This window comes from Marisediminitalea sp., assembly GCF_984433645.1.
In genome coordinates this window covers 1-14,204 of the sequence record NZ_CFIDRX010000038.1, presented here as the reverse complement: position 1 = coordinate 14,204, position 14,204 = coordinate 1, and the positions used below count along the sequence as shown (strand labels likewise).

Annotated in this window: 14 protein-coding genes; 5 read left to right on the top strand and 9 right to left on the bottom strand. The window is 48.0% G+C overall.

From position 1 onward, the window contains the following. Positions 1 to 32 precede the first annotated feature (32 nt). Complete coding sequence (secD, locus tag AC4MRN_RS07200; RefSeq protein ID WP_491202890.1) at positions 33 to 1,877, top strand: protein translocase subunit SecD; 1,845 nt, start codon at positions 33 to 35, stop codon at positions 1,875 to 1,877. 10 nt (positions 1,878 to 1,887) lie between these two features. Next, positions 1,888 to 2,829, top strand: coding sequence for a protein translocase subunit SecF (gene secF, locus AC4MRN_RS07195; protein WP_255051436.1), 942 nt, complete (start codon positions 1,888 to 1,890; stop codon positions 2,827 to 2,829). Between the two features lie 49 nt (positions 2,830 to 2,878). Here the strand turns inward: secF and AC4MRN_RS07190 are convergent, their stop codons facing one another. The 7 genes from AC4MRN_RS07190 to queF form a co-directional block, all read right to left on the bottom strand. After that, positions 2,879 to 3,193, bottom strand: a complete 315-nt coding sequence (locus AC4MRN_RS07190; RefSeq protein WP_491202889.1) for a ComEA family DNA-binding protein — start codon at positions 3,191 to 3,193, stop codon at positions 2,879 to 2,881. 217 nt (positions 3,194 to 3,410) lie between these two features. Continuing rightward, on the bottom strand, positions 3,411 to 4,418 hold the full coding sequence (locus tag AC4MRN_RS07185; RefSeq protein ID WP_073319378.1) for an isocitrate dehydrogenase: 1,008 nt from the start codon (positions 4,416 to 4,418) through the stop codon (positions 3,411 to 3,413). A 258-nt stretch (positions 4,419 to 4,676) separates the two neighbouring features. Beyond that, positions 4,677 to 6,341, bottom strand: a complete 1,665-nt coding sequence (locus AC4MRN_RS07180; RefSeq protein WP_491202888.1) for an HDOD domain-containing protein — start codon at positions 6,339 to 6,341, stop codon at positions 4,677 to 4,679. Positions 6,342 to 6,346: 5 nt separating this feature from the next. After that, a complete protein-coding gene (locus AC4MRN_RS07175; RefSeq protein ID WP_073319372.1) occupies positions 6,347 to 6,721 on the bottom strand; it encodes a DUF3192 domain-containing protein in 375 nt (124 codons plus the stop codon). 94 nt (positions 6,722 to 6,815) lie between these two features. Beyond that, entirely contained in the window at positions 6,816 to 8,180 is a 1,365-nt protein-coding gene (gene ppnN / locus AC4MRN_RS07170) for a nucleotide 5'-monophosphate nucleosidase PpnN (RefSeq protein WP_073319369.1), read from the bottom strand. After that, positions 8,177 to 9,685 carry a sensor domain-containing diguanylate cyclase gene (locus tag AC4MRN_RS07165; RefSeq protein WP_491202887.1) on the bottom strand — a complete coding sequence of 503 codons (1,509 nt, stop codon included), beginning with the start codon at positions 9,683 to 9,685 and terminating at the stop codon, positions 8,177 to 8,179. The genes ppnN and AC4MRN_RS07165 overlap by 4 nt, the downstream gene beginning before the upstream one ends. 37 nt (positions 9,686 to 9,722) lie before the next feature. Next, positions 9,723 to 10,574 (bottom strand): NADPH-dependent 7-cyano-7-deazaguanine reductase QueF, encoded by an 852-nt coding sequence (gene queF, locus AC4MRN_RS07160; RefSeq protein WP_370245859.1) that lies wholly within the window; start codon positions 10,572 to 10,574, stop codon positions 9,723 to 9,725. A 139-nt stretch (positions 10,575 to 10,713) separates the two neighbouring features. Between queF and syd the strand changes: the two genes are divergently transcribed. Then, the gene (syd, locus tag AC4MRN_RS07155; RefSeq protein WP_073319360.1) at positions 10,714 to 11,253 is read left to right on the top strand and encodes a SecY-interacting protein; all 540 of its coding nucleotides are present in this window, start codon (positions 10,714 to 10,716) and stop codon (positions 11,251 to 11,253) included. Between the two features lie 4 nt (positions 11,254 to 11,257). On the opposite strand, the gene AC4MRN_RS07150 is transcribed toward syd, so the two are convergent. Beyond that, complete coding sequence (locus AC4MRN_RS07150; RefSeq protein ID WP_491202886.1) at positions 11,258 to 11,551, bottom strand: hypothetical protein; 294 nt, start codon at positions 11,549 to 11,551, stop codon at positions 11,258 to 11,260. 178 nt (positions 11,552 to 11,729) lie between these two features. Between AC4MRN_RS07150 and AC4MRN_RS07145 the strand changes: the two genes are divergently transcribed. Together AC4MRN_RS07145 and AC4MRN_RS07140 are read left to right on the top strand one after the other, a co-directional pair. Further along, positions 11,730 to 12,092: a DUF3192 domain-containing protein gene (locus tag AC4MRN_RS07145; RefSeq protein WP_073319357.1), complete on the top strand. Its 363-nt coding sequence runs from the start codon at positions 11,730 to 11,732 to the stop codon at positions 12,090 to 12,092. A 229-nt stretch (positions 12,093 to 12,321) separates the two neighbouring features. After that, entirely contained in the window at positions 12,322 to 12,960 is a 639-nt protein-coding gene (locus AC4MRN_RS07140; RefSeq protein WP_073319354.1) for a GNAT family N-acetyltransferase, read from the top strand. 593 nt (positions 12,961 to 13,553) lie between these two features. On the opposite strand, the gene AC4MRN_RS07135 is transcribed toward AC4MRN_RS07140, so the two are convergent. Next, positions 13,554 to 14,027 carry a LabA-like NYN domain-containing protein gene (locus AC4MRN_RS07135; RefSeq protein WP_073319352.1) on the bottom strand — a complete coding sequence of 158 codons (474 nt, stop codon included), beginning with the start codon at positions 14,025 to 14,027 and terminating at the stop codon, positions 13,554 to 13,556. Positions 14,028 to 14,204: the final 177 nt, after the last annotated feature.

Sequence of the window (14,204 nt, the reverse complement as noted above, 5' to 3'; positions counted from 1 at the left end):
TTGGACATAGGTGCCCGGTTAAGGGAATGTCCGTGTTAAATCAAAATTCTATTTTTAAGGTCCTGGTGGTCCTGGTGCTGGTGGCGATGTGTAGTTTGTATGCACTGCCCAATATTTACGGCGAAGACAACGCTGTACAAATTTCTGCATCACGCAACTCCACGGTGACCGAAGCCCTCGAATCCAGAGTGTCAGATATTCTGGCAGACAACGATATTGCCAAAAAGTCCATCGAGTTTGAAAACGAGCAAATTCTGATTCGTTTGAATGATTCTGACAGCCAGTTGCGTGCACGTGACTTACTGGACCGCGAACTAGGCGATGACTATGTGGTTGCTATGAATCTGGCGGCAGATACACCAGAGTGGCTGGAAAGCCTTGGTGGTGAGCCGATGAAACTGGGTCTGGATTTGCGTGGCGGTGTTCACTTCCTGATGGAAGTGGATATGAACGAAGCCATTGCGAAAGCGCTGGAAGACGCCGAAAGCGATTTTCGTACTGCGTTGCGCGAAGAAAAACTCCGTTACCGCGCAGTCAATGTGCGTGATGGTCATATTGATATTCAGTTCCGTGACGAAGAAACGTTGGATAAAGCGGAATTCTTCCTCAAAAACCGCAACCGCGATCTGACTTACCAGGAATTAGACGGTCTGGTATTACGTGCTCAGTTTGCCGAAACCAAACTAGCTGAAATTCGTGATTACGCGGTAAAGCAAAACATCACCATTATTCGTAACCGGGTTAATCAGTTAGGTGTTGCTGAACCTGTAGTGCAGAAGCAAGGTGCAGAACGTATTGTTGTTCAGTTACCGGGTATTCAGGACACCGCGCGTGCCAAAGAAATCCTTAACGCGACTGCTACCCTGGAATTCCGTATGGTTGACCAGGATAACGACGTACGTGACGCTCAGCAAGGCAGGGTACCGCCGGGTTCTCAGTTACTGAACGACAAAGACGGTCGTCCGGTGTTGCTGAAGAAGCGCGTGATCGTGAAAGGTAACCACATTATCGACGCGAATAGCGGTGTCGATGAATACGGTTTGCCTCAGGTTAGCATCTCTCTGGACTCGGAAGGCGGCAACAAGATGTCTCGCGGCAGCCGCGAAAACATCGGCGAACCGATGGCAACTGTGTTCATTGAATACAAAGCCACAGGTGATCGCGACGCCAATGGTAAATTGATTTTCGAGCGTCATGAAGAAGTGATCAATGTGGCGACCATTCGTTCTCAGTTTGGTAGCAGTTTCCGGATCACAGGTCTGGATTCGCCTAAAGAAGCCCGCGACCTGAGCTTGCTGCTTCGCGCAGGTGCGCTGATTGCACCTATCCAGATTGTGGAAGAACGTACCGTAGGTCCGAGCCTGGGTCAGGAAAACATTGATTTAGGTATGCAGGCCATTATATGGGGTCTGGCGCTGGTCATGGTGTTCATGCTGATTTACTACAAAGCATTTGGTATTGTCGCCAATATCGCGCTGGCGGTGAATCTGGTAATGATTGTGGGCATTATGTCAATGATCCCGGGGGCAACCCTAACGTTGCCAGGTATGGCCGGTATCGTACTTACCGTCGGTATGGCCGTTGATGCCAACGTGCTGATATTCGAACGTATTCGTGAAGAGCTTCGCGACGGCAGAAGCCCTCAGCAAGCCATTCACCATGGCTACGACAGTGCGTTCTCGACTATTTTAGATGCCAATATCACCACCTTTATTGCGGGTCTTATTCTGTTCGCAGTGGGAACCGGCCCAATTAAAGGGTTCTCAATTACCCTGATGATCGGTATTGCAACCTCCATGTTTACAGCGATTCTGGTAACACGCGTTATCGTTAATGCTGTGTGGGGCGGCCGCCGTGTAAGTAAGCTGGCGATATAGGAGCACGATCATGCAATTATTAAAGTTAAAAGAAACCATCAACTTCATGAAGCTGCGTTTGCCAGCGATGGTGCTGTCAACCGTGCTAATTCTGGGCTCGTTAGTGTCTCTGGGCGTAAACAGCCTGAACTGGGGCCTGGACTTTACGGGCGGTACCTTGATTGAAGTGGGTTACGAAGACGCCGCCGATTTGGAAGCGATTCGTCTGCAGTTAGCTGAGAACAATTTCCCGGATGCGGTAGTGCAAAACTTCGGTAGCAGTACCGACGTGCTTATTCGTATTGCTCCGCGGGAAGGCGTTAAAGCGGCGACCATTGGCGATCAGGTTATCGAGATTTTGCGTGCAGCTAATGCCGGTGTTGAAAAACGCCGTATTGAGTTTGTTGGCCCGAACGTAGGTGAAGAACTTACCGAGCAGGGCGGCCTTGCCATGTTGGTTGCGTTAATCTGTATCCTGATTTACGTTGCGGCGCGCTTTGAATGGCGCTTCGCGCTGGGCTCAGTGTCTGCGTTGGTTCACGACGTGATCTTAACGTTGGGTTTGTTCTCCGTGCTGCAACTGGAATTCGACTTAACGGTACTGGCGGCAGTACTGGCGGTTATCGGTTACTCGCTTAACGATACCATCGTTGTGTCTGACCGTATCCGCGAAAACTTCCGCAAAATCCGTAAGGGTGAGCCGGTTGAGATCATCAATATCTCTTTAACGCAAACCTTAAACCGTACCATCATAACCTCATTAACCACGGTACTGGTGCTGTTGGCACTGTTCTTCGTGGGTGGGGCGTTAATTCACGGCTTTGCGACCGCATTGCTGTTTGGTGTGGTAGTAGGTACTTACTCGTCTATCTATATCGCGAGTTCAGTTGCCCTTGCCCTGGGAATCAGTAAAGAAGATCTGATGCCACCACAGGTTGATAAAGAAGGTGAAGATTTGGATGCTATGCCATAGCAGCTAAAGTTATAGCGTAAAGCCGCCCTCGGGGCGGCTTTTTTATTGGTTATCGAACTTCAACCGACGCAGCAAGTTTTGCCAGTAGCTTTTTACCGATACCTTTAACGTTTACCAGGTCATCCACTGAGCTAAACGGACCCTGCTCCTCACGGTAAGCTACAATAGCCTGGGCTTTACTTTTACCGATACCCGGTAACGCCATCAATTGTTCAACATTCGCGGCGTTCAGGTTAACCAGCGTGTGTTTGCTGGCGACATGTTCAACGCTGTCCATAGAAGTGAGTGCCTCAGCACATGCGGAGCTGGCGCCGCAAACCGATGTCAGTAAAAGCGCCAGGAAAGTCAGTATACGAGTATTCATTGTTTGTGTTCCTTTTCAATCATGGGATAGGTGTACCTGGCCATAGCGAGAGTAAGTCAGATAACAACAAACTCATCATTGGCTGGGTACATACACCTTAACGCTTGAGTTGGAAGTGGGGCAGTACTGAAAAAGACCAGTTTTAGTGAAGTGAGGAATGACGGGCATAAAAAAAGCAAGCCAGTTGGCTTGCTTTAGAACAGGGTGTAGATGCCGTTTACAGGCGGTCAAGTACCGCTTGGGTAAACTCTGTGGTGCCGTGCTGGCCACCCAAGTCACGGGTAGTACGGTCACCAGTCTCAATGACGTCTTTCAGTGCAGTGCGGATACGCTCGGCTTTATCGGCCATGCCCAGGTACTCCAACATCTGTACAGAAGCCAGGATAACGCTGGTTGGGTTAGCCAGGTTTTTGCCTGCGATATCAGGTGCAGAGCCGTGAACGGCTTCAAAGATTGCACAGTCACCGCCAATGTTCGCGCCAGGTGCCATACCCAGGCCGCCAACCAAACCGGCACACAGATCAGACAGGATGTCACCAAACAAGTTGGTCGTTACAATGACGTCGAACTGGTGAGGGTTCATCACTAATTGCATACAGGCGTTGTCTACAATCATTTCCTTTGACTCGATATCCGGGTACTTTTCACCGATTTCACGAGCGACTTTCAGGAACAGACCAGAAGTCGATTTCAGGATGTTTGCTTTGTGAACCGCTGTTACTTGTTTGCGACCTTCACGGCGTGCCAATTCGTAGGCGAAAGTAACGATTTTTTCAGCGCCTTCACGGGTAATCTTACTCAGTGCTTCTGCTTCAGTGCCGTCTTCAGAGACAACCTGACCCAGGCCTGAGTACATACCCTGCGTGTTTTCACGCACTGTGATAATGTCAATATCTTCGTAGCGCGCCTTGGTGCCTTTAAAGGACAGCACAGGACGAACGTTTGCATACAGTTTGAATTGCTTGCGCAGGCTTACGTTAATTGATGTAAAGCCTTCACCTACTGGGGTTGTTAGCGGGCCTTTCAGGGTGACTTTGTTTTTCGCGATCAGGTCCAGTGTTTCCTGAGGCAGTAATTCACCGTGATTTTCCAGTGCTACCAGGCCGGCATCTGCATAATCGTAGGCAAAGTCACAACCCACTTTGTCCAGAATTTGCGTAGCAGCATCAATGATATCCGGGCCAATACCATCTCCGCGGATGACAGTAATACGTTGTTGAGTCATCAGAGATCCTTAATAACTTGTACTGATTCGTTAGGTAATTTTGCTTTGGGGTAAGTGTAGCGTAAATTTCTGTAATTACAGATTTGAACCGATGACGCTCATTCATACTACCGGTTTTGCTACACCAGAGGGGCCATTATCGTGTGATGTTGTTTTGTGTCTCGCACGCGGCGACACCCTCCACAGCCAGGCGCTAGTCTAAACGATCAGCCCTCAAATGAGTAGTGAATTATGCCTTTAGTAGGGGTTGTGTAGCCGCTATTTATTTGCTGAATGGCGATTGCTGGCAAATTCGTTTAAAGGGCAAGCTAACAGGGCAGAAACCTGACTTCGGATAAGGGATTCCAGTCCAAACAGGTCCGGATAAAGCTGGCGGGTCTGTTGTATAAATTGTTTTGTTGATTCGCAGACAGGTTGATCGAGCAACCATTGCCTCGCCCAGATTATGCTAAGACCTGCAACGCAATGAGCCTGTCGCAGGGATGCAGGTACATCAAGTGGTAGCCTCCCACAACACGCGATCAGTTTCGTTTGCAAGGTTTGCTGCTGCCACGCGGTTACCAGTGATTGCTGATGCTGACGCACTGAAGCCAGCCATTTCTCGGGTTGAGGGTGCAGCAAGGTAGCTACATTAAATAATTGCCGTGGTTGGCGAGGTATTGTGATCTGCACTTTGGTGTAGGGCAATGTAAACAAAGGAGATAATGCAATGGTGACGACCAGGCCGGCACTTTGTGGTGTCAGTGAAGGAGTCGCAGCAGCCAGTTCACTGGCAATTTGCGCGGCAAGCTGGGTTAAGCGACTAAACCAGGGCTGCAATGGAAACGGGTGTTGCGACAAGCGCTGGTAAAGCGCGTGCTGAACCAGCATATGGCCAACCCTATCCAGACCATACGTTAAGATACTTTGTTTGAGATCCTGTACAGGAAGCTGCATCCGATTGTCCTGGGAGGCTGCCTGAGTCAGGAAGGCACTGAACGTCGGTTCAGTACTAATCAGGTCGACAATCTTTTTAATTGCCACATCAGGGTCGTTTAACGCGCGAAGTAGCTGTTCCAACGACGTCGGCGGGCGGCTTACCGGATAACTCGTCGGCACCGCCCACTGGTAGTCTGGTAGGGTAAGTGCCTGCTCGTTATTGTCATTTTCCGTCTGGTAATGGTTTAAGCGCTCAACGATTTGAACCCACTGGGTTAATGACACAGTTTTGCCGTTTTCCGGTGTGATACGGTTGCGTCCGTCCCAGGCAAATTGCTCATTGTGGGGCAGATACAGGAGAACTTGTTCTGGCAATTGGCCAACCAGTAACGCAGTCGACTGCTGATACTTTACCCGACATCCTTCGTGTAAAACGCCAGGGAAAGCCACAAATGGGGTTAATAAACTATTCAGTGAACAACCCGTTCGCAATGAAAGGTGATGCAGCGTATCAGCTACGCACATAGCCGGGGAGCGATGCAGTAACGCTATCCACTGCCAGGAAAGCGCGAAAACATCGTCGGAGTCGTGACTGGCTGCGCCAGTCGATAGCAGTCTGAAAGCCCAGTAGTGCTGGTCTAGCTTGCGCAACTGTGCGGCGACCTTTTGTCTTACGGCAGGCGGTTGTTGCGCTTGTTTTAACTGATAAAAACTCAGTAGCGCCGCAACACCTTGCTGTAAAGTGTGATGGTTCGCATGAGAGCGCATACCCAATAACAGATAGAGGGCAATATGCCTGCGCCAGAGTTTGCTTTGTGGCTGTTGCAGGGAGGCGGGCAGGCAGGCGATAGCAGTCAATAATGGCAATGCGTTTTCCGCTAATGATAACCAGTTGGCACTTATAGTCAGGTAGGCGTTAATTTGACTGGATTGTTTTGCCGGAAGAACAGGAAGCGACAGGCTTTGTTCGGTGATCTCAGCCAGTTGGCTGGCAAAGGCATCCAAACCAGTTAGCTGCTCAGATAGGTTTGATATGCCCCTTCACCCCAGGCAACCAAGGCTTCGTTTTCGAACAACAGTGGCGTGCATTCATCCTGCGTAGTGAGGCCATCGGCGCGTACATGCTGGGTGCGATAAAACATGACCTGAATTTCGCGGCTACCCTGCATCTTGGCTTCAGTGATATCCGGCGCGCCGAGCAGCGCGAGTACTTCTGCGCGAGTAATGCCAAGTTCGAGTTTGGAAATCTGTACTTTGTTGTACTCTTCGCGATCCTGCCAGTCCATGTTCTCCGGCTTGTCCGGATAGAATGCAATTAGCAGAAAGGCCAGCACCGCGTAGGATGCCACGCCAAACAAAATAAGCTTAATAACTTTACTATTCATTTATTTATACGTTGTTAGGGAATGGGTAGTCGCTATTTCAGCAGCTAGTCTACCCTACTTTTTGTGTAGCTGTCAGCACCTTGAATGTTACCGATTATGTCTCGCGGTTTATGGTATAGCACGGCTGATACTCGGTACCGGGTAATTTCATGCGCTGTTGTGCAACAAATTGCTTCAACAGAGCGTCAATACGCGACATGATATCGGCTTCGCCCGACAGGTTGAACGGCCCAAGTTCGCGAATTTGTTTGACCCCTTCGGCTTTCACATTTCCTGCAACTATGCCGGAGAAGGCTTTGCGTAAGTTGCTGGCGAGATCTGACAGCGGCTGCTCGCGATGCAGATTAAGTGCAGCCATGGTTTTGTGGGTAGGCGTAAAAGGCTGCTGAAAGTCATCTTCGATCTTCAAAGACCAGTTGAAGCTAAATGCATCGCCCATGGCCAGGCGGTATTGTTCCACTTTTTTACTGCCCTGACACAATACCCGTGCGACTTCTGCCGGGTCGTCAATAATGATTTGGTACTTGCTCTGCGCTGTTTTACCCAGCGTGGCTCCCACAAAGTCGTGAATGGCTTCGAAGTAGCTTTCACTGCCGGCCGGACCGGTGAGTACCAGAGGATAAGGCTGCTGGGCATTTCGCTCGTGTGACAAGATGCCCAATAAATACAACAACTCTTCTGCGGTTCCCACACCACCCGGAAAAATCACAATGCCGTGTGCGATACGCACAAATGCTTCCAGACGCTTTTCAATGTCTGGCATGATCACCAGTTCATTAACAATGGCGTTAGGCGGCTCAGCGGCAATAATACTGGGCTCTGAAATTCCGATATATCTACCTGCTTTATAGCGTTGCTTGGCATGGCCAATGGCTGCGCCCTTCATGGGGCCTTTCATGGCGCCGGGCCCGCATCCGGTGCAGATATTCATTTCCCGCAACCCTAACTGATAGCCTACTTCCTTGGTGTATTTGTATTCGGTTAATCCAATCGAGTGACCGCCCCAACACACGATGGTGTTGAGTTCATTGTTAGGCTCAATAACCTTAGCGTGGCGTAACATATCGAACACCATATCGGTGATGCCGCTGCTATCCAGTGGGGCTTGTTGATGTACGAAAGCGTACTTATTGCCCATGTAGAGCATGTCGCGTAAAACGGAAAACAGATGCTCGTGGACACCCCGAACTAATCTGTCATCCACGAAACCCACTTCCGGAGGGTTGATCAATTCGAGTTTAACGCCGCGTTCGCGCTTGATAAGTCGGATGTCGAAAGAGTCGTAAGGGGAAAATAAAACTTCGTAGTTATCTTCGTCAACGCCACTGTTAAGTACAGCCAGACAGCAGTTGCGAAACATGCGGTACAGCTCACTGTTGGTGGTGTCTTCGAGTTTACTGACCTCAACCTGAGACAGCTGACTCATCCAGCCAACAGGGTTTAACTGAATTTTTTTCATGCGGATTCCTGTACAACTACCTGGTTACGGCCTCCGGCTTTTGCTTGGTACAAACATTTGTCAGCGCGCTCGAATGCTGTATCGAGCTCTTCACCTGTGCGGCACTCCGTTCCACCAATAGATACCGTAACGGTTAATCTTTCCTGCTTGAACTTAAAGGGTAGCTGGGCCAGCCCAATTCGCAACTCATCCAGTCTATTCGTCAGGTTGTTGATGCTCAGCTCCGGTATCAGCAAAATGAATTCTTCACCTCCCCAACGGGCTAGAAATTCATTAGTGTGAAGACGACTTTTCAGGTATCTGGCTATCGCCTGCAGCGTTTTATCGCCCGCCGCGTGGCCGTATTGGTCGTTGATCCGTTTAAAGTGATCAACGTCTATCACGGCAATACTCATCGGTGTTTGTTGCTGCTGACATTTCTGCCAGTCTTTATGAGCACGTTCGTTATAGGCCATGCGGTTTGGCACTTTGGTGAGCGGGTCGGTATACATGTTCACACGCTGCTCAACCAGCTTTTTACGATAGGAGTCGGTTTGCTTTTGTAACGAAGACAACTGCTGCTGCATCGACACAAGCAGTGTCATCAAGCCTTCCTGTTCTTCTCTGTCTGATTCTTCCCCTTGAGACAACGAATTACTCAACTGGCCGAGATAATGTTGTGCCTGCTCTTTTAGCTGATCGACATTTTGTTCGCCTTCCAGGGCGTCGCCCATGTCTTCCAGTACATTTCTTAGTGACTGTTGACGCGTTTGGCGCGCTTCAAAGCTTTCTACGCTTTTGCTTATGCTGTCGGTAACTTCGTTGTTGATGTTCCCCAACGCATTGTTGAGCCGGTGGATGATTTTACCGGCGGTACTTGCTTCAGTCACGGTTTCCTGCACCATGATGCGGATTAACAACAAGCAACTGCTAAGCAAGTCTTCTTCAGTCAGCTCCTGATTTATGCGCTCACGTAAAGAAGCTATATAGGTGTCGTCCGGGTTAACCCGGGCATAGGTCTGAAGCAGGTGCGATAACTCGTCAATCAGATCCTGCTTGAGTTTTAGCGTTGTATTATTTGCTTCTGGTTCTTTGTTTTCTAACGGCACAGCTTCAGCTGACAGTCCGCCTTTGTAACAGGTAATAAGCTTTTCGTACAAAGGCAACACCTGACCCACAGACGCAATGGGCTTGGAGAGCGCATTCGCCACCCCTAATGCTTTCTGGGTCAGTGTTGTGTCGATTATATAGCGCTGGAAATCTTTGGTATCAGCCTCTAACTGACGGATCCATTGTTGCGTTAGGTTTTTTAGATTAGTCGGCTCCAGCATAAACAACTGGTTAATTTTATTGATGCTGACCGTTGCCAGCGTGTAATCGACTTTTCCGCTCAGATGACTGCGAAGTTTGCTTAACTCGGCATCGATATCGGGCGACAAGCCTTCATAAAAATTAGTCAGTCTGACGATAAAACCTGCTAGCTGCTCGTTATTATTCTTGAGCGATTGCAACTGCTTTGCGTCCATTTATGTTATGTCCTGTTATTAGCAAGGGCAGGGCAAGTTACTGCCGGGCCTGACGATCGTTTTCTATATCAACAGTATAGTTGCTGCGCAGAGGATTGATATCTAATCCACCACGCCGCGTGTAGCGCGCATAGACAGCTAATTTCAATGGTTTACACCGAGCCATTAAATCACAATAAATACGCTCAATACATTGTTCATGAAACTCATTGTGCTGGCGAAACGAGATTAGGTAAGCCAGCAACCCTTCATGGTCGATTTTAGGTCCCTGATAACGGATTTGAATACTTGCCCAGTCGGGTTGACTGGTGATCAAGCAGTTGGATTTTAACAGATGACTCACCAGTGTTTCTTCTGCGTGTTGAGAGGTATCACTGTTAAGCAGCGAGGGGGCTGGAGAATATTGTGTAACGTCAATGTCCAACTCGTCGATACATGTGCCAGTCAGGTTCTTTACGGGTAAATCATCGAATTGTTCCGGTCCAAACAGTGTGACGGCGACGGGAGCGTCAGCGCAGGCGCTCAAGTCTTTCTCAAGACACGCTGATACGTCTTCACGCGAGTTGAATTTCGTTTGATTGAAGCTGTTAAGGTACAGCTTGAATGACTTGGATTCGATCAGGTTGGCAGAGGTGACGGGGACCCGACATTGCAAAATAGCAACCTGAGGCTTACCTTTTGCATTTAACCAGGACAGCTCGTACCCATTCCAAATATCCACGCCCTCAAATGGCAGTGGCGCTGTGACCCCAATTTGGTCGCGGCTCAGCGAGCGCGGCACGCTTTGGAGCAAGTCTGGCGTGTATTGTTCAATGTAATCGACACTTTGTCCCAGTGTCAGGTGAGTAGGGAGAGAAAGTTCTTTTTTTTGCTTTGATAGTTCAGTCATGCAACCAATCTGGCTCCATATCGATGAAAACAGGGTAGTGATATCGTCACCCCCTGACATCAGGCGGCACGTTACGGGTATATCAACTACCGAATAATTTTATTACTATTGTGCCAAGTATAACGAAAATGGAAACGCAATGGAGCAAATCGTTCAACAATCATTGCATAACTTAGTACAAAGGCTCCGGGCTGAACAGCACAATTCAGAAGACCGGTTTACCGTTGAATACGATTCAGACTGGCCATCGGTTTGTTATCTTAGCGAAGCGGCCACAGGGGACCAGGTAAAATGGCAGCCAGTGGCTATGGATACCCCGCTCAGCTTTGCCAACATAGAAAACGCCCTGCACATCACATTAAACGAACAGTATTGCCATTTTTTTACCACAAACTGGAGTTTTAATTTGTTAACCCAGGCCAGTGAAGGCCCGTGTGAGTTACTGCAAGTGTGTAATCAGGAAGATTTTGAACGATTGCAACAAAATCTGATTGGTCATCTGATGATGAAACAGCGGCTAAAGCAGCCTCCGACGTTATTTTTTGGCCTGACTGACGAAGAAGATTTCATCCTGTCAGTAGACAATGCATCCGGTGAGGTTGTTTTGGAGCAGGTGGGCAAGCATCCGGTACGCTGTCTGGCACCGGATTTAGCGACATTTTTAGACGGCTTGCGCTAGCTTATTACACGTCCAGCCTGGCCAGTCGGGCTTCCATTACGCCTATGGCTTGCTCAAGTTGGGATACCCGGGCTTCCAGTTCAACTATACGTTCTTTGTCTGATAACGCCTTGGGAGCCGGTTTTTCTGCCTCACGTTGTTGATGCTGATTAAACCGTTTAATGACTTCGATGGCTTCCAGTACGCTGACTTTAAAAGGCGCTTTTCCCCTTAAAATACCAACGCTGGGTGTTTGGCCGGCCTCAGCCAGGCTTTTACACACAGCAAACAAGGTTTCAAATTTTTCTTTGTCGTTCATAAAAATTACAATTGTGGTCAGAAAAGCTAGATAATTGCTTATTTTGCCTAAAAGTTGAATTTGGGCCAAGTGTGATTTTAAAAAAATCAATAAAATCAATTGTTTATTTTTGGCCCCGATCTTGATTGCATTGTAGCAATAAAACAACGCATTCAACTATGCAAAACAAGGACTGAAAATGAAAAAAATATTATTAGCTACTGCTATGGCGGCCCCGCTGTTACTTTCAGGTTGTGTGATTTCCGTTGGTGATGACGACGGCAGACACTACAACGCGTCCTGGGAACAGCGCGAATATAACAACCGTAAACACATATCTAAACTGGAACTGGATGCGCATTATGAAGATGTAACCCGCAGTATGGGCGTGGCTGACTTCAATGAGCTGTTAAGGCAGGACGGCCATACCTACCGGGTACTGTATTACCGCACTCAGCGGGCGGCTGATGACGGCATCACCACAAAAGACGAATGCACGCCATTGGTGTTCGAAGACAACCGCTTAATTGGCTGGGGCGATGAAGCGCTTCGCAAACTCTAACGGTTACGCTAGCTAAACGTATTTAGTTAGCTGGCAAACGAGTGACTTAAACAAGAAGGGAGCGCAGCTCCCTTTTTTGTTAATATTTAATTTTTAAAATTAACAAAAAATTTACTTTTGTTTGGTTTTTCAGATAAAGTGAGGATTACTGTGCATTTTCGACCGTGAGTCGTATTCAGTGTTTATGCGTATAACTATTGTTTAATAGGTCTATCCGGGAGATTGAATCATGGTCCAAGCAGATACATCACCGCAACTCGACAGCGTCCGTGCTGCTTATCTATCAGCAGAAGATCTCAAAGTCGCGGCGTCAATTATTTATAACGCCTATCACGATGATCCTATTTTTCTTGAGATATTTCAGTCTGAACGGGAAGGGTATGAGTCCCGATTGCGTTCAGCTATTCGCGAGGAACTAACCGCATTTTGGGAAGCCGATCAGCCAATTATTGGGCTGTTTGATGAGGGAAGATTACTTGCAGTAGCCTGCCTGACCAGCCCCGACAACTCCATTGGCGCGGGCCGTTACTGGCATTGGCGTTTAAAAATGTTACTGACGACAGGGTATTATGGAACCCGTCAAATGCTGGAAAAAGAAGAAAAAATCCGTAATGCGATGCCTGCACAGAAATACCATTTACTGAGTTTTATTGCGGTTCACCCTGATCATCAGTCACATGGCCTGGGCCACTTACTTATGCGCGCAATAGACAGTGTATTACTAGAGCATCGTGACTCTGAAGGTGTAGGCGTGTTTGTTACTGTGCCGAAATACGAGTCTTTCTTTGCTGATGGTTTCTACCAAAACGTCGCGCAGGTAGAAATCACCACAAAAGTCGGTAATGTGATGTTCCGACCACGCCCTTAGTATCTGAGTTTTAACCTGCCTTATTCAAAAGTTTAAGACTGTGTCACACAGCTTTGTACGAAATGTCTTACAAGGTTGTGAGACATTGTGGCTTTGTTCAAGTAAATTTCACTGACTTTGTTTTTTAACTAGCTGAAATTAAATAAAAAAAATTTATTAGACTTTTGTCGTAGCCGATAAATTATTTTAATGTGGCAGAACGGTAATAGTAATCTATTCCTATCGGCGTACTATGTACTTGTCACATGGAAACACGACGAGTCAGGATGACGCAGGGAAGACCATAGGACTGTTCAGGGATGAGCAAGATGAAACAGGCAGTTTCATCCAAGGAAAGCAAGGACCGGCCAGGAGGCCAACACGGACAACCCCAGGATGGGGAATGCTACACGCAGGATGTGTAGCGTAGAACGGAAAAATGGAAAGGGACCTGCTTAGGAAGAGCAGCTCACTCAGGATGGAGTGAGAAAAGATGGAAAGGGGCGGATACGGATTTTAATCGGGACGATTTTAGTCGCAAAGGAACGCTGAGAGGGAAGCTCAAAATTCACAGAAAACGATGGCTCAGGCCATCGTTTTTTTTTGCGTATTATTTACAGTAACAATTCAGCCTCGATAGGCTCAAATTTACTCGCCGCTTTCATTAAAGTGCCCGCGGTCAACGCTTTAACGCCATACACGTCAATTTGCTTCCCTTTCTTTTCAATGATCGTTTGTGCCAGTAAGTCAAAGTCACCGTCGCCAGACACCAAAATGACTTTATCGACCTTATCAACGTGTTCCAGCACATCTATGGTAATACCCACATCCCAATCGGCTTTAGCAGAACCATCCGCGCGCTGAATAAACGGCTTTAATTTCACTTCGAAGCCAATTGCCCGCAGAATATTCTGAAACTCGGCTTGTTTGTTGTCACCTCTGTGCGTAGCGTAAGCAAAAGCCGCCACTACATTGTTATTTTCTGTGACACGACGCCAAAACGCGTTGTAATCAAAATTTCTGTGAAAATGCTGACGGGTGGTGTAGTACACGTTTTGTACGTCAACGAAAATGGCGATGTTTGTCATAATTGATTTACTTTGAGTCTGAATTCGCAAGTTGGCCTGTTGAATCAGTACAACATTGGCTGAATCGAAAGGTTGTAAAAGCGTGAATCAACGCAAGGCACGCCCTAGTTTGAGGATATCAGAAAACCAACCCCTTTGTGGGGTAACCTTTTTGATTGAGTTCAGTCTACCTGGTGC

Excerpts from the sequence above, each read along its gene's own strand:
- secF (WP_255051436.1), top strand. The coding sequence starts at position 1,888 with ATGCAATTATTAAAGTTAAAAGAAACCATCAACTTCATGAAGCTGCGT.
- AC4MRN_RS07190 (WP_491202889.1), bottom strand. The coding sequence starts at position 3,193 with ATGAATACTCGTATACTGACTTTCCTGGCGCTTTTACTGACATCGGTT.
- AC4MRN_RS07185 (WP_073319378.1), bottom strand. The coding sequence starts at position 4,418 with ATGACTCAACAACGTATTACTGTCATCCGCGGAGATGGTATTGGCCCG.
- AC4MRN_RS07175 (WP_073319372.1), bottom strand. The coding sequence starts at position 6,721 with ATGAATAGTAAAGTTATTAAGCTTATTTTGTTTGGCGTGGCATCCTAC.
- ppnN (WP_073319369.1), bottom strand. The coding sequence starts at position 8,180 with ATGAAAAAAATTCAGTTAAACCCTGTTGGCTGGATGAGTCAGCTGTCT.
- AC4MRN_RS07165 (WP_491202887.1), bottom strand. The coding sequence starts at position 9,685 with ATGGACGCAAAGCAGTTGCAATCGCTCAAGAATAATAACGAGCAGCTA.
- queF (WP_370245859.1), bottom strand. The coding sequence starts at position 10,574 with ATGACTGAACTATCAAAGCAAAAAAAAGAACTTTCTCTCCCTACTCAC.
- syd (WP_073319360.1), top strand. The coding sequence starts at position 10,714 with ATGGAGCAAATCGTTCAACAATCATTGCATAACTTAGTACAAAGGCTC.
- AC4MRN_RS07150 (WP_491202886.1), bottom strand. The coding sequence starts at position 11,551 with ATGAACGACAAAGAAAAATTTGAAACCTTGTTTGCTGTGTGTAAAAGC.
- AC4MRN_RS07145 (WP_073319357.1), top strand. The coding sequence starts at position 11,730 with ATGAAAAAAATATTATTAGCTACTGCTATGGCGGCCCCGCTGTTACTT.
- AC4MRN_RS07140 (WP_073319354.1), top strand. The coding sequence starts at position 12,322 with ATGGTCCAAGCAGATACATCACCGCAACTCGACAGCGTCCGTGCTGCT.
- AC4MRN_RS07135 (WP_073319352.1), bottom strand. The coding sequence starts at position 14,027 with ATGACAAACATCGCCATTTTCGTTGACGTACAAAACGTGTACTACACC.